Below are 23,041 nucleotides of genomic sequence, written 5' to 3'. Positions count from 1 at the left end.
AATCGAACGGGGACGGGGGGTTCGGGGGGCGGAACGCCGCCTTCACGGGTGGCTCACGGACCGTAGCTCTGAGCACTCGAGGTATCGGACTGATGTGCGAGGATCTCCGGGTGAACGAGCTCCGCGTGCGCCCGGCCACGGAGGCCGATCTGTCCACCCTCGTCCGCCTCCGCGACGACGCGGCCCGCTGGATGCGGGCCCGGGGCATCACAGGGCAGTGGCGGCCGGGAGAGCTCGACGAGTCCCACTTCCGCCGGGTCATGACCCACGGCGAGGTGTGGCTCGCCGAGGTCGGAGGGCGTGCCGCCGGAGCCTGGGAACTCTGGTGGGAGGACGAGGCCGCCTGGGGTCCGCAGCCGCCCGTGGCCGGGTACGTGCACCGGCTCATGGTGGACCGGAGCACCGCCCCGCCCGGGACGGGCCGACGGCTGCTGCGCTCCGCGGAACACCGCGTGGCCGCGACCGGGCGGACCTGCGTACGCCTGGACTGCCTGGCCGGCAACGTCCCGCTCACCACGTACTACCGGGACGCCGGTTACCGCGTCGTGGGCCACAAGGAGGGCAAGCCACAGCCGGGCGGGACACCCAAGTCGTTCACGCTGCTGGAAAAGGACCTCGGACAGGCCGACTGAGGCTCGTCCAGGGGCTCGACATGCCTGGGCCGCGTCCCGCTCGGCAGGGCGGCAGTCCCGGCATCGACCGGGGTGCGCCGACCGGAAGGCGCGTTCGCAGCCGTCGCAGGTCTGGAGCGGAGCCGGGCGGGGGGTGGGTGCCGGGTGGGGCGGGGCCGTCGGGAGGGGCGGTGGGAGGAGGGCGGTCAGGCGGTGGGCGAGGAAGGCCGCCGGGTGGTTGATCGGCACGTGCGGCAGGTCCGACGTCAGCGTCCGTTCCACCGCCGTGACGGAAACGCCTCGCTCCAGCCGTCGTCGGGGGCTTGTTGTAGGAGACCGTGCGGGTCACGACTCGGCCGGATTGAAGACGCTCCCTGGCACGCGTCAGGTAACCGTGGGTCTCCAGTTCCCGCAGGGCGGCGGCGATCCGGATCTCGCCCTCCTGGAACTTGGCCGTCAGCGTCCTGATGCCGATCGGACTTCCGGCCGGGAGCGACTGGATGTGGACGGCCAAGCCGATCGCGGTGAGTGACAGGTCCGGGTGCTGGGCCAGGTGGTTGCCGACCACCGTGAAGTTGTCCTCGTGGCGCTCGGTCACGTGCTGGACACCAAAAGTGCCGGACTGCGCGCGTGCGGGCGCGCTAGGGTGCGCCACGTTGCGGCACGTGTCGATCCAGGTCATGCCGATCAACCGGGAGGACCACGCGGGCATGGCAGGTCCGTTCCGGCTCCTGAAGTTCCAGGACGGCAAGACGCTGGGGCACTGCGAATCCCAGTTGCACCACCGCGTGATCAGCGACCCCCGGGACGCCCGGATCCTCGACATGCGCTATGGAATGATCCGGGCGCAGGCCCTCTCACCCCGAGAGTCCCTGGCCTTCATTGAGAAAGTTCTGGGAGACGAGACGTGACCACTGAACTCGCCTGGTTCAAGAGCAGCTACAGCGGCAACGGGCCCGATTGCGTCGAGGTCGCCATATCCCCGACCCACTCCCCCGCCATCCACATCCGCGACTCCAAGAACAGGGACGGCTCCCGGCTGTCGTTCACCGGCAGCGTCTGGTCCGAGTTCCTGGAGTTCACGGCAGAACGCTGACGTCCGTGAACCTCTCCAGCGCCCCGGGATCCAGCTCCCGGACGCGTGCCACGTCCGCCCGGGCCTCCTCCCTGCCCCCAAGGACCGTATGCAGCACGGCCCTGCGGCACAGGGCCCAGACGTAACCCGGCCGCATCTCCACCGCCCGGTTCAGATCGGCCAGTGCCTCCGCGTGGCGGCCCAGGCGGGCCAGGGACTCACCCCGGCTCGCGTAGGCCGACGTGTACGTGGGGTCCAGGGCCAGTGCGACGTCCAGGTCGGCGACCGCCTCCTCGTCACGGCCCGCGGCACGCAGCGCGTCGCCGCGTTCGCAGCGGGCCCAGGGCCAGTCGGGGTTCAGGGCCAACGCGCGGTCGAGATCGGCCAGTTGACGGCGGGAGTCACCCAGCGCCCGCCACACCCGGGCGCGGCGGGCGAGCGCCCACACGTAGTCCGGGTCCAGGTCCAGCGCCCGTCCGAGGTCGGCGAGGGCCGCGTCCCGCTCTCCGGCACGCTCGTGCGTGGCGCCCCGGGAGGCCCAGGCGAACGCGGAGGCGGGGTCGAGGCGAACCGCTTCGGTCAGGTCCCGGATCGCCTCCGCGTCGCGTCCGGCGATCCGGTGGTGCTCCCCGCGCAGTGCGACGTACCAGGCGTTGTGCGGGTCCAGCGCGACGGCCCGGTCCAGGTCGGCGATCGCCCCGTCGTGGTCGCCGAGGTCACCCCGGATCCCGGACCGGTGCCGGTAGGCGAGGGCCAGTTCAGGATCGAGCGCGACGGCCTGGTCGTACTCGGTGAGGGCCTGCGCGTACGCGCCCTCGCCGCGCAGTTCGTCGCCCCGTACGAGGCGGGCGCGGGCCTGGGCCGGAGCGTCCAGTACCGCCCGGCGCAGGAGCAGCCCCAGCGCCGCGGCGATGCCCTCCGCGTCGAGTGCCGCCGTCAGGTCGGTTCCCCACTCGGCCACCGGCTGGATCTCCGCGTCGTGCCCGGCGTCCACCAGCACGCGCGCCCACCGCACGGCCATGACCTCACCGGCGCCGCAGGCATGGACGAAGTCCCGCAGTGCCTGGGGCAGCGCCTCCCGTTCGCCGGCGCAGAGCAGGTGGTAGAACTCCGCCTGGCGCAGGTCCCTCCAGGTGTCGTCCAGCCAGGGATCGACCAGGCCCCGTCCGGCCTCCTCCCGCCACTGGCGGAACGTGCCCGCCAGGCGCCGCTGGCGCTGTGCCCACTCCCGGGGCGCCCTGCGCCGTTCCGCGCGCAGCATCGGCGCCCGTACGACGTCGTGGTAGCGCAACCGGCCTCCGCCGCGCTCGCTGACGAACGGCATCGCCCGCAACCACGCGTAGAGGGCTTCGCGTTGCTCCGGTGGGCAGTCGACCGCCGCCCGGAACACATCGCCGTCCAGCCACCTCGGCAGTGCGCAGTCCAGGGCGGCGGCCCGGCGGACCGGGTCCTCCTCTTTCAGGAAGCGGTCCACGGCCGTCGCGCTCGGGTCGCCCACGTCGTCCGGGGTGGTGGGGCGCGACTCGGCGAGCGTGGAGACCAGGACGGGGAGGCCGCCGGTGAGGCGCAGCACCTCCTCGACGACCGGCTCGGCCGTCACGCCCTTGGCGGCCAGCAGGCCGCGCGCCTCCGGCTCCGTGAAAGGGGCCAGCGGGAAGTCGGCCACGAAGTCCGCCAGTCCGCCCCAGCGCGCCGGGTCCAGGGGCGTCCTGCCCGCCGTGGTCACCACCGTGGTGGCGGGCACGCCGCCGTGGCGGTCCGTCGTCATCGTCTCGTGCAGCCAGGGGTCCAGGTACGGGCCCGTCCGCTCGTACGTGTCCAGGAAGAGGGCGATCCACGGCGCGTCCGCATCCGCCAGTTCGCGCAGCAGCACCGGGGTGAGCACCTGTTCGGGGGCGAGGACCAGCCGGAGGTCCTCGTGGTTGCGGAAGCGGGCGATGAGGCTCGCGCGCAACCGGTCGGCGCCGTGGGCGAGTTGTTCCGCGTCCAGCATCCCGGCCAGCGGGCCGACCACCGGCACCATCCCGGCGGCGACCACCCCGGCCCGTGCCACCATCCGGCCGCCGGTGGACGGGCCGGCCTCCTCCGGCCGGGTGTCCAGGACGGCCAGTGCGGCCAGCTCCGCCTCGTGCCGGTGTTCGCGGTGGGCGGCGAGCAGGCGGTCCAGCTCCTTCAACCGCCTTCCCTGGGCAGCGAACTGGCGGCTGACCTCCGCCATCACCTCCGGCACGCTGCCCGCGCTGTCGTCGACGTACGCCGTCAGCGCGCCCTGTTCGCGGGCGATCTGCTCCAACTCCCCCAGCAGGAAGGTCTTTCCGACGCCCGCATTGCCGTGCGCGTGGAAGCGGAAACGGTGGCGTTCGTCGTGCGGCGCGGTGCCGAAGTTGGCCCGGAAGGCGGCGCGTTCGGCGGAGCGGCCGACGAACCCGGCCCGGCCGCGCTGCCGAATCAGCTCCTGCATGGACGGTTGCGGCTGCGCCATCCGTACGTTCCCCTCGTCTCGCGCGGTCGGCCCCGGCCGTCATTCTCGCTCAACTGCCGCCGGGTACATCGGATGCCCGTGCGCGGGGAGAATGATCGGCATGGCCACCTCCACCTCCACACCACGCGGCACGCTGTCGCTCGCCGCCACCCTGCTCACCGCGACCATCGCCCTCTACATGGCGCTCGTCGCCTTCGGGAACATCACCGACTTCGGGACCAACCAGCAGTTCGTCCGGCATGTGCTGGCCATGGACACCACGTTCAAGGACGAGGACCTGATGTGGCGGGCCGTCACGAGCCAGGGCCTCCAGGACGCCGCCTACGTCGGGATCATCGTCTGGGAGACCCTCGCCGCGCTGGTCCTCATATACGGGAGCTGGCTGTGGGCCAGACGCGATGAGCGGCGCGCCCGGCAGTGGTCCACGTACGGGCTGCTGATGGTGATGCTGCTGTTCGGGGCCGGGTTCATCGCGATCGGCGGTGAGTGGTTCTCGATGTGGCAGTCGAAGAGCTGGAACGGGCTGGACGCCGCGACCCGGATCTTCCTGTTCAGCGGGGTCGTGCTGATCGTCAACCAGCTGTCGGCCCGGCGGGCGGACACGCCCGCCTCCTGAGCACCGCTCCGGCGCGACCGGGCCGTTACTTGACCACGGTCACGGTCGTGCCGACCGTGCCGAACGTCCACAGGGCCGTGCCGTCCGCCTTCCGCATCCTGACTCCGCCCGTCGTGGTGCCGGGGGCGGCGGGCGGCGGTGAGGCCCCGTCGACCGCATTGGAGAAGGCGACCGAGACGCCGGACTTCGCGGCGAAGTACAGGATGTGCTCGATCTGGACGCCGTCCGAGCCCGTCGTGGCCGGGTTGCGCGAGGACACCGTGTAGCTGCCCGGGTCGGGGCTGACCGAGCCCGGCCAGACGGTGAACGTCCGGCGGGTCGCCTCGCTCGCGTCGACCAGCCAGACCCTCTTCTCGCCGAGGGAGTAGACGATGCGCCGGCCGGTGCCGGAGCCGTCGGGCACCCGCGCCGGGACCGACGCCGTCGGGGTCGGCTGCGCCGAGGCCGTGGCTCTCGGCTTGGCCGAGGCTGCGGTGGGGTGCGTGCCCCGGTCCGCCTGCACGCCCAGGACCGTCACCGCGGCTATCGCTCCCACGGTCAGCCCGGTCACCCAGGCCCACGAAGGAAGTCGGGCAGGCACCGGCACGCATCTCCTCAGTCACGGGACCCCGCGCCGAAGCGGGGCTCCGATCATCGTACTGCGCGCCCGCGGCGCCTCGGCTCCCTCCCTCAGCCGCCTCCGGCGGTCTTGCGGACCGGGACCGGGCCCGTGCCTGCGCCGCGCGCGGTGTAGCGGGGGGCGCGCACCGGGGCCGGGTAGGAGAGGTGCACCAGCCGGGTCTGTTCCTGGCGCATGTGCGTCAGCGATTCGAGGATGTAGCCCACGAGCAGCACGAGCGCCGCGATGGTCATGATCGCGGCGGCGAGGATCGCCGTGGGGACCCGGGGCACGGTGCCCGTCTCGACGAAGTCGGCGATGACGGGGATGCCGAGGATGACCGAGACCAGGGCGAGCACGCCCGCGAGCACGGTGTGGACCAGCGAGGGGCGCTCGCGCCGGGCCAGGTCGAGGATGACCCGCAGGATGCGCCAGCCGTCCCGGTAGGTGCGCAGCTTGCTCTCGCCGCCGACGGGCCGGACCCGGTAGTCGGTGAGGACCTCCGCGGTGGGCAGCCGCAGGTGCAGCGCGTGGATCGTCATCTCGGTCTCGGTCTCGAACTCTCGGGCGAGCGCCGGGAAGGATTTCACAAAGCGCCGTGAGAAGACCCGGTAGCCGCTGAGCATGTCGGTCACGTCGTTGCCGAACAGGGACCGCACGGCCCCGGTGAGCAGCCTGTTGCCGACCGCGTGCCCGGCCCGGTAGGCCCCGTCGACACTCACCCGGCGGGCGCCGACGACCTGGTCGTAGGGCCCTTCGAAGAGCAGGTCGACCAGGTCCCGGGCGCGGGAGGCGTCGTAGGTGTCGTCGCCGTCGATGATGAGCAGCGCGTCGGCGTCGACGTCGGCGAAGGCGCGGCGGATGACGTTGCCCTTGCCCTTGCGGGTCTCCTCCCGGACGATCGCGCCGGCGGCCCGGGCGACCTCCGCGGTCCGGTCGGTGGAGGCGTTGTCGTACACGTAGACGACGGCCTCGGGCAGGGCCGTGCGCAGGTCGCGGACGACCTTGCCGACGGCCGCCTCCTCGTTGTGGCACGGCACGACACACGCGATCGTCGGTTCCACGACCACTCCTCACTCGACCGGTGCCTCACCCAGCCAGCACCTCACACAGTCAGCACCCTGTACATCAGCACCTCATACATCAGCACCTCATACAGTCGGACATAGTGCGATATGAGCGCGCCTGACCGGATGGAGCACACCCGGTCGTTACGCTCTCCGTGTGCCGGTCCTCGACTCTGTGACGCTGCGTGCGCGTGACGCCATCAAGGGCATCTGGCGCGAGGCCGCCAAGTTCGGCGTCGTCGGGGTGCTGGCCTTCGTCGTCGACAACGGCGGTTACAACCTGCTCGTCTTCGGCCTGCCCGGCGGCACGGAGGGCGGGGTGATGCGCACCGCTCCCGTGCAGGCGTCCGTCCTCGCCACGGCCGCCGCCGCCCTCTTCAGCTGGGTCGGGAACCGCTACTGGACCTACCGCGGCCGGCACCGCGCGAAGGTGACCCACGAGCTCGCACTGTTCCTCGTCGCGAACGGGGTCGGGCTCGCCATCACCGCGGGCACGGTCTTCGCGTCCCGGCAGCTGCTCGGGCTCGACTCGCCGCTCAGCGACAACACCGCCCGCATCCTCGGCTGGGCCCTCGCGACCCTGTTCCGCTTCTACGCGTACCGGCGCTACGTCTTCGTCGCACCCTGACCGGCCTGCGCCCACCGACCCGTTAGCATCCGGCATATGGGACAAACAGGATGGATGCGGCGAGGGCGGCGGCAGTGGACCTGGGCACCGGCCGCCGTCGCCGCCCTCTGCTGCCTGGCCACGATCCTCGTCTTCGCCCCCGGCTACCTGAGTCCCGACAGCCTCGACCAGCTCCGCCAGGCCGAGGGCGAGAAGCCCCTGACCGACTGGCATCCGCCCGTGCTGAGCCTGGTGTGGCGGGCGCTCATCGCGGTGACCGGCTCGATCGCGTCCATGCTGGTCCTGCAGTGCCTCGTCTTCTGGGCGGCGCTGTGGACGCTGGCCCGGTGCGTGTGGCGGCTCACCGCGAGCCGGGGCGGTTCGCTCGCCGTGCTGGGCCTCGGACTGACCCCGTTCGTGCTGACGTTCGCCGGGGTGGTGTGGAAGGACGTGCACGTGGCGTTCGCGCTGCTCGCCGCCTGCGCGGTCGCCCTCACCGGCCTGCTGCTGCGGGACCGCGACCCCCGCCCCGCCGTGCGCTGGGGTCTGCTCGGGCTGGGCGTGCTGTTCCTCGCCTACGCCATGCTGGTGCGCAAGAACGCCTTCCTCGCCGCGATCCCCGTCTTCGTCATGCTGGTCCTCGCGCTGTGGGGTGCCCCCGGCCGCCGTACGTGGGTGACGTGCACGGCGGCCCTCGTGGCCGGGCTCGTCGTGCCCGCCGCCGCCGTCTCCCTGTTCGCCGCGCCGCTGCAGACCAAGCAGGGCGCGCAGATCATGCTCGACGACCTCGTCCATGTGCTGACCGTGGACGAGCTGCGCTCGGCGGACGTGTCACCCGCCCTGCGGGACCGGCTCGTGGATTCCGCACGCGATTGCGAGCGCGTCGGCGCCCTCTCCGACGCCTACTGGGCCTGCTACCGGCGCCCGGCGGACGGGCTGCGCGGGGACTCGGGCGAGATCACGTCGCTGTGGCTGCGGGAGATGAGCGGGCACGTGCCGCAGTACCTGCAGTACCGCCTGCTGCTCTTCACGACCCTGCTGTTCGAGACCGACTACCCGTACAAGGCCGGGGTCTCCCGCAACGACCTGGGCGTCGAGGTGGCGCACCCCCGCCTGGAGGACATGCTCGGGACGTACGTCAAGGGCACGGCGCAGGACCTGCCGTGGCTGTTCCGCGGCTGGTTCTGGCTCGCCGTCGCGCTGGTGCTCACCCTCCGTCCCGGCAAGGGCGTGTTCGCGATGCCCGTCCGGGCGCTGGGCGTCAGCTCGGCGGCCTACGTCCTCGGCTATCTGCCGATCATGCCCGCGACGGACTACCGCTACGTCTACTGGCCGGCGATCGCCGGCTCCCTCGGCCTGCTCCTGCTGTGGTCGGGCCGGGGCACCCCTCCCCCGCGACCGGCGAGCCCCGGCGCCACGGCCGGCCGCACCCTCATGGAGCATCAGCCGGCGGACGCCGGGGGCCGGTGAAGCGTCAGTCCAGCACCGGCAGCAGCTGCGGCAGATGCCCGTCCGACGCCTCCGCCGCCCCCTGCCGCTCCTGCGGGACGTCCCCGTACAGGGTTGTGCGGGCCCTGGCGGGACGCCCGGCCGCCTCCGCCACCGCGATGAGGTCCTTCACCGACTTGTACGACCCGTACGACGAGCCCGCCATACGGGAGATGGTCTCCTCCATGAGCGTCCCGCCGACGTCGTTCGCGCCCGAGCGGAGCATCTCGGCCGCCCCTTCCGTGCCCAGCTTCACCCAGCTGGTCTGGATGTTGGGGATGTACGGGTGCAGCAGCAGCCGGGCCATGGCCGTGACCGCGCGGTTGTCCCGCATGGTCGGGCCCGGGCGGGCGATCCCCGCCAGGTAGACCGGGGCGTTGGTGTGCACGAACGGCAGCGTCACGAACTCGGTGAAGCCACCCGTGCGCTGCTGGATGCCGGCCAGGGTGCGCAGGTGTCCGAGCCAGTGCCGCGGCTGGTCGACATGGCCGTACATCATCGTCGAGGAGGAGCGGATGCCCAGCTCGTGGGCCGTCGTGACGACGTCGATCCAGTCGGCCGCGGGCAGCTTGCCCTTGGTGAGGATCCAGCGGACCTCGTCGTCGAGGATCTCCGCGGCCGTGCCCGGGATGGTGTCCAGTCCCGCTTCCTTGGCCGCGGCCAGCCACTCGCGGATCGACATGCCCGTGCGGGTCGCGCCGTTGACGACCTCCATCGGCGAGAAGGCGTGCACGTGCATGCCCGGGACGCGTTCCTTCACGGCCCGCGCGATGTCGAAGTACGCCGTGCCGGGCAGGTCCGGGTGGATGCCGCCCTGCATGCAGACCTCCACCGCGCCCACGTCCCAGGCCTGCTGGGCCCGGTCGGCGACCTGGTCCAGGGAGAGGGTGTAGGCGTCGGCGTCGGTGCGGCGCTGGGCGAAGGCGCAGAAGCGGCAGCCGGTGTAGCAGACGTTGGTGAAGTTGATGTTCCGCGTGACGATGTAGGTGACGTCGTCGCCCACGGCCGACTTCCGCACGTCGTCGGCGACCCGGGCGAGGGCGTCCAGCGCCGGGCCGTCCGCGTGCAGCAGGGCCAGCGCCTCGTCGTCGGTGAGCTTCGTCGGGTCGTCGGCGGCCGTGCGCAGGGCCTGCCGTACGTCGGTGTCGATGCGCTCGGGTGCCATGCCCGGAGCGGCGGCCTCGCGCAGGGCGCCCCAGTCGCCGTACACCTCGTCGAAGTCGTCCCGGCGGTCGGACGTACGGCCCTCGGTGTCGATGGAGGTGTGCAGGTCGGTGCGACCGGACGCCGTGAAGACCTCCTCCGGCTCCTGCCAGGGCAGGCCCTGCGGCAGGGCGTCGGGGCGGGCCAGGCCGGTCTCCGGGTCCGCCAGCGCGGCCACGTGCGGGCGCAGCCGCGGGTCCAGCCAGGGCTCGCCGCGCCGCACGAACTCCGGGTACACGCACAGGCGTTCGCGCAGCTCGAACCCGGCCGCCCGGGACTTCTCCGCGAGCTGCTCGATCTGCGGCCAGGGGCGCTCGGGGTTGACGTGGTCGATGGTGAGCGGGGAGACGCCGCCCCAGTCGTCGATGCCGGCGCCGATCAGCCGCTCGTACTCGTCGTCGACGAGGTTGGGCGGGGCCTGGATGTTGCCGCTCGGGCCCATGAGGAGCCGGGCGACGGCCACCGTGGCGACCAGTTCGTCCAGTTCCGCGTCGGGCATGCCGCGCATCGCGGTGTCCGGCTTGGCGCGGAAGTTCTGGATGATCAGTTCCTGGACGCCGTGGTAGGCGCGGGAGACCTTGCGCAGCGCGAACAGCGACTCGGCGCGCTCCTCGTAGGTCTCGCCGATGCCTATCAGGACGCCCGAGGTGAAGGGGACGGAGGAACGTCCGGCGTCCTCGAGCACCCGCAGGCGGACGGCCGGTTCCTTGTCGGGCGAGCCGTGGTGGGGGCCGCCCGGCTCCGACCAGAGGCGGGTCGCGGTGGTCTCCAGCATCATGCCCATGCTGGGCGCGACCGGCTTCAGCCGCTGGAAGTCGGTCCAGCTCATCACGCCCGGGTTGAGGTGGGGCAGCAGGCCGGTCTCCTCCAGGATGCGGATGGAGATGGCGCGGACGTAGGCGAGGGTGTCGTCGTAGCCGTGCGCGTCGAGCCACTCGCGCGCCTGAGGCCAACGGTCCTCGGGCTTGTCGCCGAGGGTGATGAGGGCTTCCTTGCAGCCCAGGGCCGCGCCCTTGCGGGCGATGTCCAGCACCTCGTCCGGCGACATGAACATCCCGTGGCCCTCGCGGCGCAGCTTGCCCGGGACGGTGACGAACGTGCAGTAGTGGCACTTGTCCCGGCACAGCCGCGTCAGCGGGATGAAGACGCTCTTCGAGTACGTGATGACGCCCGGCCGCCCGGCCGCCGCCAGGCCCGCGTCCCGCACCCGGGCGGCGGAGGCCGACAGGTCCTCCAGCTGCGCACCCCGGGCCTGGAGCAGCACCGCCGCCTCGGCGACATCGAGCGAGACACCGTCCCTGGCCCGTTTCAGGGCACGACGCATGGAGTTGTCGGTGGGGCCGGTCCCGGAGGTCGCAGGAGTCGTCATCCTTCGAGCATACGAGTGCGCTGATCAGGCTCGGGAAAGCCCCGTCAGTGGAAGGCCAGCCACCCGATGCCCAGGGCCGAGGTGAGGCCGGCGGCGGCGACGGCGGCCGGTCTGTTGCGGTGCAGGGCGAACCAGACCAGCGCGGACGTGACCAGTACGGCCGTCGTGCCGATCGCGGCACGCAGCAGCCCCTGGCTGTAGCCGTACTCCGTGAAGTGCCGCAGCAGCCAGGCGAACCAGGTAAGCCTCATGACGCTCTCCCCCGTGAAGACAGTGAGCCGGGCCCCTCACACCGTCCGGCGCGGTGGTCGGCCGCGCACCGGTGTGCTCCCGGCCCGGTTGTTGACCCGCAGTTTAGTAGGGAACACCAACCACCTTGCGGGGCAGCCGAGTTGTCAGAGGTATCCGGCGAGGCCGTCCAGGGTCTTGAGCACCTCCGCCTCCCCCGCCGGGGGCAGCTGCACCACGACCTCCTCGATGCCCAGGTCGGCGTAGTGGGCGAGCTTGCCCGGGGTGGGGTGGACGGCGTAGGGGACGACCTGGAGAGCCCGGGGGTCGCGGCCGGCGTCGGCCCAGGCGGTGCGCAGGACCGGCAGCGCCTCGCCGAGGCCCCGGCCGCCGATCGGCAGCCAGCCGTCGGCGTACTCGCTGATGTGGGCGAACAGCCTGGGTCCGGCGGCCCCGCCGACGAGCGTGCGCGGGCCGGTGACCGGACCGCGCGGCTTCTGCACGGGCTTGGGATACGCATGGCTGGCCCGGACGCTCCCGAACTCCCCCTCGTACGCGGTCGGCCCCTGCGACCACAGGGCCCGCATCAGCGCCATCCGGTCCCGGACCAGCTCGCGCCGGGTGCTCCAGCGCACGCCGTGGTCGGCGGCCTCCTCGACGTTCCAGCCGAAGCCGAGCCCGAGGGTGAACCGGCCGCCGGAGAGATGGTCGAGGGTCGCGACCTGCTTGGCCAGGTCGATCGGATCGTGCTGGGCGACGAGCGTGATGCCCGTGCCGAGCCCGAGCCGCCCGGTGACGGCGGCTGCCTGGCCGAGTGCCACGAACGGGTCCAGGGTCCGGCCGTACTCGGGCGGCAGCTCGCCGCCCGCCGGGTACGGAGTGGTCCGCTCGACGGGGATGTGGGTGTGCTCGGGCAGGTACAGCCCGGCGAAACCGCGCTCCTCAAGTTCCCGGGCGAGCCGGGTCGGGGTGATCGTCTCGTCGGTGAGGAAGATCGTCACGGCGATGCGCATGACGTATCTCTACCGGAGGACGGCTCGACTGTCGATACCGACCGGTCGGACTTTCGGATGACCGGCATGAGGGCGGACGGCCGGTATCCGGGCCCCCAGCGCGTCTGTCTGATCGTCGCCGTCCGATTCCCCTCCCTTGCAAGCCTGTTCACCGCTCACTACAAGGGTGCACACGCACCACCTGTGCCACCTCACCGACGACACCTGGGGAGCAGCAGCATGTGCGAGGACAGCCACGGCGGGATCGGCCGGCGCGCCCTGTTCGTGACGGGAGTGGCGGCCGCGCTTACGTTGGAAGGTGTGAGCTTCGCTGCAGCGGCCGATGGGGATCGGGACGACGCGGGCCGGGAGAGCAGGACCGTGCGCGGCACGCTGCCGCCCGGCTCCCCGGACTTCGTGTACGTGCCCGTCGAGGTCCCGGCCGGGGTCCGGGAGCTGAAGGTCGTCTACACCTACGACCGGCCGTCCGTGCCGGCCGGCACCACGGGCAACGCCCTCGACATCGGCGTCTTCGACGAGCGCGGCACCGAGCTCGGCGGCCGAGGCTTCCGTGGCTGGTCGGGCGGGGCGCGCACCGAGTTCTTCCTGCGCGCGGACGACGCGACGCCGGGCTACCTCCCGGGCCCGGTGCGCGAGGGCACCTGGCACATCGCGCTCGGCCCTTACACGGTCGCCCCGCAGGGCCTGTCGTACGAGATCACGATCACGCTGATCCACGGGGAGCCGGGCGAGGCCGCCGAGCCGGTGTATCCGCCGGAGCGCGCGAAGGGCCGGGGGCGGGCCTGGTACCGGGGCGACTGCCATCTGCACTCCTGGCACTCCGACGGCCGCCGCACCCCCGCCGAGATCGGGGAACTGGCCCGGGCGGCCGGCCTGGACTTCATCAACTCCTCCGAGCACAACACGCACGCGGCGCACGCCCACTGGGCCGACGTGGCCGGGGACGACCTGCTCGTCATGCTGGGCGAGGAGGTCACCACCCGCAACGGGCACGTCGTCGCGCTCGGCACCGACCCGGGCACCTTCGTCGACTGGCGCTACCGGGCCCGCGACAACCGCTTCGGCCGGTTCGCCCGGCAGATCCGCCGCGCCGGGGGCCTCGTCGTCCCGGCCCACCCGCACGCCACGTGTGTCGGCTGCAACTGGAAGTTCGGCTTCGCCGACGCGGACGCCGTCGAAGTGTGGAACGGCCCCTACACGCCCGACGACGAGGTGGCACTCGCCGACTGGGACAGCATGCTCGTGGCGTCCGTGCGGGACGGTCGCGGCTGGCTCCCCGCGATGGGCAGCAGCGACGCCCACCGCTCCCCGGACGCGGTGGGCAGCCCCCAGACGGTCGTCCTGGCCGACGACCTGACCCGGGAGGCGATCCAGGAGGGCATCCGGGCGGGACGCTCCTACATCGCCGAGTCCGCGCGGGTCGCGCTGTCGCTGCGGGCGTCCGGTGGGCGCGGTGAACACGCCGGGATCGGCGAGCGGTTGAGGGTGCACCGCGACACCCCGGTCACCGTCCGACTGGAGGTCACGGGAGCCCCGCGCTGCACCGTCCGCCTCGTCACCGACCAGGGTGTGCTGCACACCAGCGCCCCGCTGCCGGTCTCCGGCTCGGGCGTGGTCGAGTGGCGCACCACACCGTCCTACGCGGCGTACGTACGGGCCGAACTCCGGCACGAGGCGGCGGCGGGACCGCTGCCGGGGGCCCTGGCGGCGTTCACCAATCCGATCTTCCTCGGGCGCGACGGGCGCGACGGGCGCGACGGGCGCGACTAAACGGTGTCCGCCAGGTCGGCGACGACCGCCGCGTGGTCGGAGGGCCACACCCCGTCGACCGGGCCGTCGCAGGCCCGCCGTACGTCCTGGACGCGGCCGAGTCCGTCGGGGCCGGGCGGGGCCACGTGGATGTAGTCGATGCGCACGCCGGGCTCCCAGGTGTGTGCCACGTACGGATTGGCCGCGTCCCAGGTCACGGAGGGGGCCGCGGGGTCGGCGTACTCCCACGCGTCCAGGAGGACCTGGCCGGGCACGGCCGGGGCGCTCTTGTAGCCGCCGAGGAGGCGGACCTCGTCGGAGTCGGGCCAGGCGTTGAGATCGCCTGTGACGACGGGCGGGAAGAGGGTGTCGCCGCGGTGCCGGGCGACGAAGGCGGCGAGCGCCGCGGCCTGGTCGCAGCGGACCGCCGAAGCGGCCGGGGCGGAGGTGAAGTGGGCGGTGAAGAAGGGCACTTCGTGGCCGGGGGCGGCCAGGCGGGCGTAGAGGGCGAGGCGGCCGTCGTCCATGTCGGCCGGGGCGGGCAGCGGCAGCACGTCCTGGTCGAGGACCGGCCATCGGCTCAGTACGGCGTTGCCTATGCCGACCGTGGGGTCCCCGATCCGCCGCTGCCAGCGTTCCGGGGCGGGCGAGGCGCCATAGGCACAGTGCAGGCCCAGCTCACCGGCGAGCCACTCGGCGAGGTTCTCGCCGTCGGCCGCCCACACCTCCTGCAGTCCGACGACGTCGGGCCGCAGCTCGCGCAGGGCCGTGAGGATCGCCTTCTGCCGCGTCTGCCACGGCCCGAAGCGCCACCACAGGTTCCAGGTCACGATCCGCATCCGCAGCCACCCGCTCTCCCTCGATGCCGCGTGGGGGATCATTGAAGCAGGAAGCGTTGCAGAAACCGTGAGAGCTTCGTGCGAAGGAGACCCGCAGACGATGTCCCGCCGCACCGAACTGAGGTTCCGCGCGACCACCGCCGTCCAGCGCCGCCTCAACCCGCTCCTGCGCCGCCTCCCCTTCCAGACGGTCCTGGAGACGACGGGCCGGGTCTCCGGGCTGCCCCGCCGGACGCCGGTGGGCGGGCGCCGCGTCGGCGGCTCCTTCTGGCTGGTGTCGGAGTTCGGCGAACGGTCGCAGTACGTGCGCAACATCAAGGCCGATCCGCGGGTGCGGGTGCGGATGCGGGGGCGGTGGCACGAAGGGACCGCGCACCTGATGCCGCAGGACGATCCGGTGGCGCGGCTGCGGGCGCTGCCGCGGGTCAACAGCCTGGGCGTGCGGGCGTTGGGGACGAATCTGCTGACCGTCCGGGTGGACCTGGACAGCTGAGCGGCGTCACCCCGGCCACACGATCGACTGCACCTCGCTGTAGGCGTGCAGGGCGTACGAGCCGACGTCGCGGCCCACTCCGCTCTGCTTGAAGCCTCCGAAGGGCGCCTCCATGTTGCGCCCCACGGTGTTGATCCCGACTCCTCCGGCCCTGAGCCGCCGGGCCACCCGGAAGGCCCGGGCCACGTCGCCCGACCAGACGTAGTCGATGAGCCCGTAATCGGTGTCGTCGGCGAGCGCGATGCCCTCCTCCTCCTCGTCGAAGGGGATGACGACCACCACCGGCCCGAAGATCTCCTCGCGGGCCACGCGCATGTCGCCGGTGCAGTCGGCGAGGAGGGTCGGGGCGACGTAGAAGCCGGTCGGCAGGTCCGGGCGTTCGCCGCCCGCCACCACCACCGCGCCCTCCTTGCGGCCCAGCTCGACGTACGACTCCACGCGGTCCCGGTGCGCCGCCGAGATCACCGGCCCGACCACCGTGTCCGGATCCCGCGGGTCACCGACCTTCAACCGGCCCGCGTAGGCGGCAAGTCGCTCCACGAGGCGGTCGTGGATCCCGCGCTGCGCCAGCACCCGCGTCGGTGCCGTGCAGATCTGCCCGCTGTAGAAGGAGAAGGTGGTGCCGATCCCGGCCACGGCCGAGCCGAGGTCGGCGTCGTCGAAGACGAGCGCGGCGCCCTTCCCGCCCAGCTCCATCAGCTGCCGTTTCATGCCCCGCCCGCACACCTCGGCGATCCGCCGTCCGACGGCCGTGGAGCCGGTGAAGCTGACCATGTCGACGTCCGGTGACGCCACGGCCGCTTCGCCCACCTCGGTACGCGAGCCGCTGACGACGTTCACCACGCCCGGCGGGACGCCCGCCTCCTCCAGCGCCCCGGCCATCCGGTAGACCGACAGCGGATCCTGCGGAGCCGGTTTCACCACGACCGTGTTGCCCATGGCCAGGGCGGGGGCGACCTTCCCGGCCGGGTTGGCCCAGGGGTTGTTGTACGAGGTGACGCAGGTGACGACCCCGACGGGCTGCCGGACGGCCAGAGCGCCCATCACCCCGGCCTTCCCCATCGGCCCGGCCTCGTTGATCTGCGGCGGGATCGGCCACTCGGCGGGCTCCACGCGCGCGTAGCGCCGGAAGCGGGCGGCGGCGACCCCGACCTGCAGGGCGCGTGCGGTGCCGAGGGTCGCTCCGGTCTCGGACCGGGCCAGCTCCGCGTACTCCTTCAGCCGGCCGGCGATGATCCCCGCCGCCCGTGCGAGGACCGCGGCCCGTTCCCCGGGCGCGGTGCGCGACCACGGCCCGAAGGCCTCGCGGGCCGCGGCACAGGCCGCGACCACCTGATCCCGCGAGGCCTCCGGCGCCCACCCGACGGTCTGCTCTCCCGCCGGGTCGATCACCTCGTAGTGCCCGCCGTCCGGCTCCACCCAGGAACCGCCGACGAACAGCGACTGGCGTGCCGTCACCTCGTGCTCACCGTCTCCGTGTCCCGCCCGGAGCGGAGCACCCGGCCCGGTACGGCCCCGGTCACCACGTCGTCCCGGATCGCCTCGACCCCGTTGACCCATACGGCCCGCACCCCCAGCGCCCGGGAGTCCAGCCGCGGGCTGTCACCCGGCAGGTCGTGCACCAGGGTGGCCGGGCCCGCGTCGATGCGCTCCGGGTCGAGCAGGACCAGGTCCGCGTGCCAGCCCTCCCGCACCTGCCCCCGCTCCCGCAGCCCGAAGAGCCGGGCCGGGTCGTCGGTCAGCATCTTCACGGCCTGCTCCAGACGGACCAGCTTGCGGCCCCGCAGACAGTCCCCGAGGAACCGGGTCGTGTACGGCGCCCCGCACATCCGGTCCAGGTGGGCGCCCGCGTCGGACCCGCCGAGCAGCACGTCCTCGTGCTGCCAGGTCTCGGCCCGCAGCGCCCAGGACGCCGGGTCGTTGTCGGTCGGCATCGGCCACAGCACCGTGCGCAATTCGTCGTTGGCGCAGATCTCCACCAGGCACGCGAAGGGCTCCTGCCCGCGCTCCTCGGCGATGTCCTTCACCACGCGCCCGGTGAGCCCGGCGTTCGCGTCGCTGTAGGTGTCGCCGATGACGTACCGCCCGAAGTTCGCGAGCCGCCGGAAGACCCCCGCCTCCTTGGAATTCGCGCGCCGCAGCAGCTCGGCCCGCACCTCCGGATCCCGCAGCCGCTCGATCCGCGCCGGCACGGGCAGCCCGAGCACCGGCCCCCAACCGGGGATGAGGTTCAGCGCGCAGAACGTCCCCAGGGACATGTTCATGGGCGTGAGGATCGGCATGGTGAGGGCCACGACCCTCCCGCCCGCCTTCCTGGCCTGCTCGCTCGCGAGCAGCTGCCGGGGCACGCGCTCGGGAACGGACGCGTCGATCGTCAGCACGTTCCAGTTCAGCGGCCGTCCCGCCACCGCGCTCATCTCCACGAACAGATCGATCTCCGCGTCGCTGAACTGGTCCAGACAGCCCGCGACGATCGCCTCGATCTGCGTGCCCTCGCACTCGCCGACGGCCCGCGACAGCGCCAGCAGTTCGGCCGGCTGGGCGTGCCGCGAGGCGACCGGCTGCCCGTCCCCGTCGGAGTGGCTGCTCGACTGGGTCGTGGACAGCCCCCAGGCCCCGGCGTCCATGGCCTCCCGCAGCAGCCGCACCATCGCGGCGAGCTGCTCCTGACTCGGTTGTCCGCCCACGGCGTCCGGCCCCATCACATACCGCCGCAGCGCACAGTGCCCCACCATGAACCCGGCGTTGACGGCGATCCGCCCCTCCAGGGCGTCCAGATACTCCCCGAAGGAATGCCAGCTCCAGGGCGCCCCCTCCTCCAGCGCCACCAGCGCCATGCCCTCGACCCGGGACATCATCCGCCGCGTGTAGTCGGCGTCCTCGGGCCGGTCGGGATGCAGCGGCGCGAGCGTGAACCCGCAGTTCCCCCCGGCGACGGTGGTCACCCCGTGGTTGAGCGAGGGCGTGGCGTACGGATCCCAGAAGAGCTGGGCGTCGTAGTGGGTGTGGGGGTCGACGAAGCCGGGGGTGAGGACGAGACCGTGAGCGTCCTCACTGGTGCGCGCCGGTTCGTCGATCGTCCCGACGGCGGCGATACGGCCCTCCCGTATGCCGACGTCAGCGGTACGGCCGGGCCCGCCGGTCCCATCGACGACCGTCGCACCTTTGATGACGTGATCGAGCATGCCCACTCAACTCCTAGAGCCGGATGCCCCCAAGGGGCGCGGGGAACTGCGCGACAAGCCACGCGCCGCCCGCATTCGCCGGACGGCCCGCGGCTCCACGGCGATTACGCGCCCTGCCGGAAACGGGACGTTCGGTGCACGGGATCCGTATCGATCTTGGGAATCACGTACTCCCCGACCAGCCGAATCGTCTGCAGCGTCTCCTCCTTCGGCACCCCCACCGGCAACCCGAAACTCAGCTGATCCGCCCCGGCCCGCTCCCACCGCTCGCACTGCCGCAGCACCTCGTCAGGATCCCCGCAGATCAGCAACTCCTCCTCGATCAGCACCTCCACGAACTCCTCGGTGTACTCCGGCAGCGTCTCCGGCCACACCGGGAACCCCTCGGGCCGCGGGAACGTGTCGTGGTACCGGAACACCAGCGACGGCAGGTAGTGCAGCCCCCCGCTCGCCGCGATCCGCACGGCCTCCGCATGGGTCGGCGCGCAGATCGCCGTGGTCGTCACCATCACGTTGTCGTTCACGAAGTCCCCGACGGGCTCGGCATCGACGATCGCCGTCTTGTACTGATCCAGCACCCACTCCATGTCGGAGACCTTCTGCACGCTGAAGCCGAGCACGCCGAGCCCCTTCCTGGCGGCCATGGCGTACGACGGCGGCGACCCGGCCGCGTACCACATGGCCGGGTGCGATCCGCCGTACGGCTTGGGCAGGACCTTGCGCGGCGGCAGCGACCAGTGCTTGCCCTGGAAGCCCTGGTACTCGTCCTGGAGCCACATCTTGGGGAACTCGGCGATGGTCTCCTCCCAGAGTTCCTTGGTGTGGTTCATGTCGGTCACCCCCGGCATGAACCCGAGGATCTCGTGCGACCCGGCGCCCCGCCCGCTGCCGAACTCGAAGCGGTTGCCGCTGAGGTGGTCGAGCATGGCGACCTTCTCGGCGACCTTCACCGGGTGGTTGACCGGGGCGAGCGGGTTGAAGATCCCCGAGCCGAGGTGGATCCGCTCGGTCGCGTGCGCCAGGTATCCGAGGAAGACGTCGTTGGCGGAGAGGTGCGAGTACTCGTCCAGGAAGTGGTGCTCGGAGGCCCAGGCGTACTTGAAGCCGGACTTGTCCGCCTGGATGACGTACTCGGTCTCCTCCATCAGCGCCTTGTGCTCGGCGAGCGGGTCGGTCTCGGCCCGTTTGCCGACGTATCCCTGAACGAAGATGCCGAATTCCAAGGAGGTTCACCGCCCTGTGTTTTTCTGACGCATCGTCAGATCTGTGAGTCAGACTGTTCCACCGGCCTCCGGGAGCGTCAATACCTGATGAATCGTCAGATGACGCTGACCCCGGCCAGCCACCCGCCGTCGATCACGAACGGCTGCCCCGTGATGTACGAGGAGTCCTCCGAGGTCAGGAACAGTGCGAGCCTCGCCACCTCCTCGGGCCGCCCGACCCTGCCCAGCGGCACGAGCTTGCGGTACAGCCGGTCGAGGCCCTTCGCCGCCTCCTCCGGGTCGGCGTCCGGGTCGAGCCGGGCCGGGTTGGCCATCGCGGTGTCGATCGCCCCGGGGCAGACCGCGTTGACCCGTATCCCGCGCCCCGCCAGCTCCAGCGCGGCGACCCGGGTCAGACCGACCACGGCGTGCTTGGTCGCCGCGTAGGAACCCACCGCGGCCATCCCGGTCAGGCCCGTGCAGGAGGCGGTGTTCACGATCGTGCCCCCGTCGGCCATCTCCGGCGCGACCGCCTTGATGCCGAGCAGGCAGCCCACCTGGTTGACCTGCACGACCTGCATGAACTCGTCGAGGGGTGTGTCGAGGAGGGAGTTGAAGCGCAGGATGCCGGCGTTGTTGACGAGCCCGTCGACATGGCCGTACGCGTCCTTGGCGGCCGTGACGGCGGCCTGCCAGTGGTCCGACTGCCCGACGTCGAGATGGACGTAGCGCGCGCCGATCTCCTTCGCGAGGGCCTCACCCTGGTCGTCGAGCACGTCCGCGACGACCACCCGGGCGCCCTCGGCCGCGAACAGCCGTGCCTCCTGTTCGCCCTGGCCGCGTGCGGCGCCGGTGATGATGACGACGCGTCCGTCGAGCTTGCCCATGGGGTCTCCTCACAGCTCGGGGGCGACCTCGGCGCCGAACGCCGCGATCTGGTCGGTGAGTTCGATCCGGCTGCGGCTGCGGAACCGCACCTGGATCTGGTGCACGCCCATCGCCCGGTACGCCCGCAGCGACTCGGCGAGCTCCTGCGGCCCGCCGGTGAGGGTCCGGCGCCCCACCTCCCAGCGGGGCGTGCCGACGTACAGCGGCTCGGCGATGGCACCCACGGTGAACGGGCCCTGCGCTCCGGCCTGCTCGCGCAGCTGCCGGATACGGCCGATCTGCGCGGACAGCCGGTCCCTCGGATCCCCCTGCGGCAGCCAGCCGTCGCCCTTGAGCGCGGCCCGGCGTACGGCGGCGGGCGAGGAGCCGCCGACCCACAGGGGCACCGGGTCCTGCACCGGACGGGGCCGCTGCCCGAGCCCCTCGAAGTCGTACAGCTTGCCGTGGTGCTCGGGGAACTCATCGGGGCCGAGGGCGGCGCGCAGGGCGTCGACCGCCTCGTCCAGCACGGCCCCGCGCCGGTGGAAGTCGACGCCCAGGGCCTCGAACTCCTCCTGGACGTGCCCGGCGCCGACCCCGAGGATCAGGCGACCGCCCGAAAGGTGGTCGAGGGTGGCGTACTGCTTGGCGGTGAGCAGGGGGTGCCGCAGTCCGACGACGGCGACGTGACTGAGCAGCCGGACGCGTTCGGTGGCGGCGGCCAGGAAGGCGAGGGTGGCGACGGGGTCGTACCAGACGGTGCTCATGGCGGCGGCGAGCCGGCGGGGGATGCCGACGTGGTCGCAGCCCGCCAGGTAGTCGAACCCGGCCCGGTCGGCGGCGCGGGCGATCTCCAGCAGATCCTCCGGCCCGGCCTCCGCCTCCCAGCCCTCCGCGTAGAGGGTGCTCTGCGACTGGACGGGGAGCTGCATCCCGTACCGCAGGCTCACCTCGCACCGCCGCCGCCCGGCCACAGCCCCTCGGCTGTCAGCCCGAGCAGTTCGATGGCGTTCCCGCGTACGATCCGCTCGACCACATCGGGCTCCAGGTGCCCCATCTGCGCCTCGCCGACCTCGCGGGACTTGGGCCAGGTGGAGTCGGAGTGGGGGTAGTCGGTCTCGTAGAGGACGTTGCCGACGCCGATGGAGTCGAGGTTGCGCAGCCCGAAGGCGTCGTCGAAGAAGCAGCCGTAGACGTGCTCGGCGAACAGTTCGGACGGCGGCCGGTGCACCTTGTCGGCGACGCCGCCCCAGCCGCGGTTCTCCTCCCACACCACGTCGGCCCGCTCCAGGATGTAGGGGATCCAGCCGATCTGGCCCTCGGCGTACATGACCTTGAGGTTCGGGAACTGCTCGAACTTGCCGCTCATCAGCCAGTCGACCATGGAGAAGCAGCAGTTGGCGTAGGTGATGGTGGAGCCCACGGCGGGCGGGGCGTCCGCGGAGGTGGAGGGCATGCGGCTGCTGGAGCCGATGTGCATGGCGATGACCGTGCCGGTCTCGTCGCAGGCTTCGAGGAAGGGGTCCCAGCCGTCGGTGTGGATGGAGGGCAGTCCGAGGAAGGGCGGTATCTCGGAGAAGGCGACGGCACGCACCCCGCGGGCGGCGTTGCGCCGGACCTCCGCCGCAGCCAGCCCGGCGTCCCAGAGCGGGATGAGGGGCAGGGGTATGAGCCGCCCGTGCGCGTCCGGGCCGCACCACTCCTCCACCATCCAGTCGTTGTAGGCCCGGACGCAGAGCAGGCCCAGCTCGTGGTCCTCGGCCTCGGTGAAGGTCTGGCCGCAGAAGCGCGGGAAGGTGGGGAAGCACAGGGCGGACTGGACGTGGTTGACGTCCATGTCGGCGAGCCGCGCGGTGACGTCGTAGGAGCCGGGCCGCATCTGCTCGTAGGTGATGACCTCCAGGCGGATCTCGTCCCTGTCGTACCCGACGGCGGTGTCGAGCCGGGTCAGGGGCCGCCGCAGATCCTCGTAGACCCACCAGTCCCCGACGGGACCGTCGTCCCCGGGCTGCCCCATGACGGGCTTGAAGCGGCCCCCGAGGAACGTCATTTCCTTCACGGGGGCCCGGACGATGCGCGGTCCGACGCCCTTGTACTTCTCCGGAAGCCGGTCCTGCCAGACGCTCGCGGGCTCCACGGTGTGGTCGTCCACCGAGATGATCAGCGGAAAGGTGTCGTCGTGGGTGTCCATGGCGCTCACCGTAGCGCTGATCTGACGGGGCGTCAGCTATGAGTACAGGGGTCGATTCCGGCCGCGGTGGCCTGATGCACGCGATACGGCCGGGCGTGAGCGAAGAGAGTGTGCAGACCTGGTGGACTCCCTCGCGCCGCCCTGTGATCGGTGTCTCC

20 protein-coding genes and 2 pseudogenes are annotated in these 23,041 nt (G+C 72.1%); 8 read left to right on the top strand and 14 right to left on the bottom strand.

Annotated features, from left to right (window positions below; translation table 11 throughout):
* Nucleotides 1-92: 92 nt before the first annotated feature.
* Nucleotides 93-632: a GNAT family N-acetyltransferase gene (locus ACFY5B_RS32715; protein WP_389976586.1), complete on the top strand. Its 540-nt coding sequence runs from the start codon at nucleotides 93-95 to the stop codon at nucleotides 630-632.
* A gap of 27 nt (nucleotides 633-659) precedes the next feature.
* On the opposite strand, the pseudogene ACFY5B_RS32710 reads toward ACFY5B_RS32715, so the two are convergent.
* Nucleotides 660-1,293 (bottom strand): annotated as a pseudogene (locus ACFY5B_RS32710) (helix-turn-helix domain-containing protein); the annotation flags it as partial.
* Between ACFY5B_RS32710 and ACFY5B_RS32705 the strand changes: the two are divergent.
* Nucleotides 1,268-1,522 (top strand): annotated as a pseudogene (locus ACFY5B_RS32705) (Scr1 family TA system antitoxin-like transcriptional regulator); the annotation flags it as partial. The pseudogenes ACFY5B_RS32710 and ACFY5B_RS32705 sit on opposite strands and share 26 nt — an antisense overlap.
* Nucleotides 1,519-1,707, top strand: a complete 189-nt coding sequence (locus tag ACFY5B_RS32700; protein ID WP_389976583.1) for a DUF397 domain-containing protein — start codon at nucleotides 1,519-1,521, stop codon at nucleotides 1,705-1,707. The pseudogene ACFY5B_RS32705 and the gene ACFY5B_RS32700, both read left to right, overlap by 4 nt.
* On the opposite strand, the gene ACFY5B_RS32695 is transcribed toward ACFY5B_RS32700, so the two are convergent.
* Nucleotides 1,691-4,168 carry a tetratricopeptide repeat protein gene (locus ACFY5B_RS32695; protein ID WP_389976580.1) on the bottom strand — a complete coding sequence of 826 codons (2,478 nt, stop codon included), beginning with the start codon at nucleotides 4,166-4,168 and terminating at the stop codon, nucleotides 1,691-1,693. The two genes, ACFY5B_RS32700 and ACFY5B_RS32695, sit on opposite strands and share 17 nt — an antisense overlap.
* 100 nt (nucleotides 4,169-4,268) lie before the next feature.
* Between ACFY5B_RS32695 and ACFY5B_RS32690 the strand changes: the two genes are divergently transcribed.
* A complete protein-coding gene (locus ACFY5B_RS32690; RefSeq protein WP_389976577.1) occupies nucleotides 4,269-4,784 on the top strand; it encodes a DUF2165 domain-containing protein in 516 nt (171 codons plus the stop codon).
* A gap of 25 nt (nucleotides 4,785-4,809) precedes the next feature.
* Here the strand turns inward: ACFY5B_RS32690 and ACFY5B_RS32685 are convergent, their stop codons facing one another.
* Together ACFY5B_RS32685 and ACFY5B_RS32680 are read right to left on the bottom strand one after the other, a co-directional pair.
* Nucleotides 4,810-5,364, bottom strand: a complete 555-nt coding sequence (locus ACFY5B_RS32685; protein ID WP_389976574.1) for a hypothetical protein — start codon at nucleotides 5,362-5,364, stop codon at nucleotides 4,810-4,812.
* 89 nt (nucleotides 5,365-5,453) lie between these two features.
* Entirely contained in the window at nucleotides 5,454-6,452 is a 999-nt protein-coding gene (locus ACFY5B_RS32680; RefSeq protein WP_389976571.1) for a glycosyltransferase family 2 protein, read from the bottom strand.
* Nucleotides 6,453-6,606: 154 nt separating this feature from the next.
* Between ACFY5B_RS32680 and ACFY5B_RS32675 the strand changes: the two genes are divergently transcribed.
* Nucleotides 6,607-7,077 (top strand): GtrA family protein, encoded by a 471-nt coding sequence (locus ACFY5B_RS32675; RefSeq protein WP_389976568.1) that lies wholly within the window; start codon nucleotides 6,607-6,609, stop codon nucleotides 7,075-7,077.
* A 36-nt stretch (nucleotides 7,078-7,113) separates the two neighbouring features.
* Entirely contained in the window at nucleotides 7,114-8,526 is a 1,413-nt protein-coding gene (locus ACFY5B_RS32670; protein WP_389976566.1) for a hypothetical protein, read from the top strand.
* A 4-nt stretch (nucleotides 8,527-8,530) separates the two neighbouring features.
* On the opposite strand, the gene ACFY5B_RS32665 is transcribed toward ACFY5B_RS32670, so the two are convergent.
* The 3 genes from ACFY5B_RS32665 to ACFY5B_RS32655 form a co-directional block, all read right to left on the bottom strand.
* On the bottom strand, nucleotides 8,531-11,116 hold the full coding sequence (locus ACFY5B_RS32665; protein ID WP_389976563.1) for a bifunctional FO biosynthesis protein CofGH: 2,586 nt from the start codon (nucleotides 11,114-11,116) through the stop codon (nucleotides 8,531-8,533).
* 44 nt (nucleotides 11,117-11,160) lie between these two features.
* The gene (locus ACFY5B_RS32660) at nucleotides 11,161-11,367 is read right to left on the bottom strand and encodes a hypothetical protein (protein WP_389976560.1); all 207 of its coding nucleotides are present in this window, start codon (nucleotides 11,365-11,367) and stop codon (nucleotides 11,161-11,163) included.
* Between the two features lie 144 nt (nucleotides 11,368-11,511).
* Nucleotides 11,512-12,357: an LLM class F420-dependent oxidoreductase gene (locus ACFY5B_RS32655; protein ID WP_389976557.1), complete on the bottom strand. Its 846-nt coding sequence runs from the start codon at nucleotides 12,355-12,357 to the stop codon at nucleotides 11,512-11,514.
* A gap of 219 nt (nucleotides 12,358-12,576) precedes the next feature.
* Between ACFY5B_RS32655 and ACFY5B_RS32650 the strand changes: the two genes are divergently transcribed.
* Nucleotides 12,577-14,127, top strand: coding sequence for a CehA/McbA family metallohydrolase (locus ACFY5B_RS32650; protein WP_389976553.1), 1,551 nt, complete (start codon nucleotides 12,577-12,579; stop codon nucleotides 14,125-14,127).
* Here ACFY5B_RS32650 and ACFY5B_RS32645 read toward each other — a convergent pair.
* Nucleotides 14,124-14,945, bottom strand: a complete 822-nt coding sequence (locus ACFY5B_RS32645) for an endonuclease/exonuclease/phosphatase family protein (protein ID WP_389976550.1) — start codon at nucleotides 14,943-14,945, stop codon at nucleotides 14,124-14,126. The genes ACFY5B_RS32650 and ACFY5B_RS32645 overlap by 4 nt on opposite strands.
* Nucleotides 14,946-15,045: 100 nt before the next feature.
* Between ACFY5B_RS32645 and ACFY5B_RS32640 the strand changes: the two genes are divergently transcribed.
* Nucleotides 15,046-15,438, top strand: coding sequence for a nitroreductase/quinone reductase family protein (locus tag ACFY5B_RS32640; RefSeq protein ID WP_389976547.1), 393 nt, complete (start codon nucleotides 15,046-15,048; stop codon nucleotides 15,436-15,438).
* Nucleotides 15,439-15,444: 6 nt separating this feature from the next.
* On the opposite strand, the gene ACFY5B_RS32635 is transcribed toward ACFY5B_RS32640, so the two are convergent.
* The 6 genes from ACFY5B_RS32635 to ACFY5B_RS32610 form a co-directional block, all read right to left on the bottom strand.
* Nucleotides 15,445-16,896 carry an aldehyde dehydrogenase family protein gene (locus tag ACFY5B_RS32635; RefSeq protein ID WP_389976544.1) on the bottom strand — a complete coding sequence of 484 codons (1,452 nt, stop codon included), beginning with the start codon at nucleotides 16,894-16,896 and terminating at the stop codon, nucleotides 15,445-15,447.
* Nucleotides 16,893-18,623 (bottom strand): amidohydrolase family protein, encoded by a 1,731-nt coding sequence (locus ACFY5B_RS32630; RefSeq protein WP_389976541.1) that lies wholly within the window; start codon nucleotides 18,621-18,623, stop codon nucleotides 16,893-16,895. The genes ACFY5B_RS32635 and ACFY5B_RS32630 overlap by 4 nt, the downstream gene beginning before the upstream one ends.
* Before the next feature lie 104 nt (nucleotides 18,624-18,727).
* Nucleotides 18,728-19,846: an LLM class flavin-dependent oxidoreductase gene (locus ACFY5B_RS32625; protein WP_389976538.1), complete on the bottom strand. Its 1,119-nt coding sequence runs from the start codon at nucleotides 19,844-19,846 to the stop codon at nucleotides 18,728-18,730.
* A gap of 95 nt (nucleotides 19,847-19,941) precedes the next feature.
* Nucleotides 19,942-20,712 (bottom strand): SDR family NAD(P)-dependent oxidoreductase, encoded by a 771-nt coding sequence (locus tag ACFY5B_RS32620; protein WP_389976535.1) that lies wholly within the window; start codon nucleotides 20,710-20,712, stop codon nucleotides 19,942-19,944.
* Nucleotides 20,713-20,721: 9 nt separating this feature from the next.
* The gene (locus tag ACFY5B_RS32615; protein ID WP_389976532.1) at nucleotides 20,722-21,624 is read right to left on the bottom strand and encodes a TIGR03619 family F420-dependent LLM class oxidoreductase; all 903 of its coding nucleotides are present in this window, start codon (nucleotides 21,622-21,624) and stop codon (nucleotides 20,722-20,724) included.
* Between the two features lie 14 nt (nucleotides 21,625-21,638).
* Nucleotides 21,639-22,883, bottom strand: a complete 1,245-nt coding sequence (locus ACFY5B_RS32610; protein WP_389976529.1) for an amidohydrolase family protein — start codon at nucleotides 22,881-22,883, stop codon at nucleotides 21,639-21,641.
* Between the last annotated feature and the right edge of the window lie 158 nt (nucleotides 22,884-23,041).

The sequence above is a fragment of the Streptomyces sp. NPDC013187 genome (genome assembly GCF_042899705.1).
GTDB lineage: Bacteria > Actinomycetota > Actinomycetes > Streptomycetales > Streptomycetaceae > Streptomyces > Streptomyces hawaiiensis_A.
This window is presented reverse-complemented; position numbering and strand designations above follow the sequence as displayed.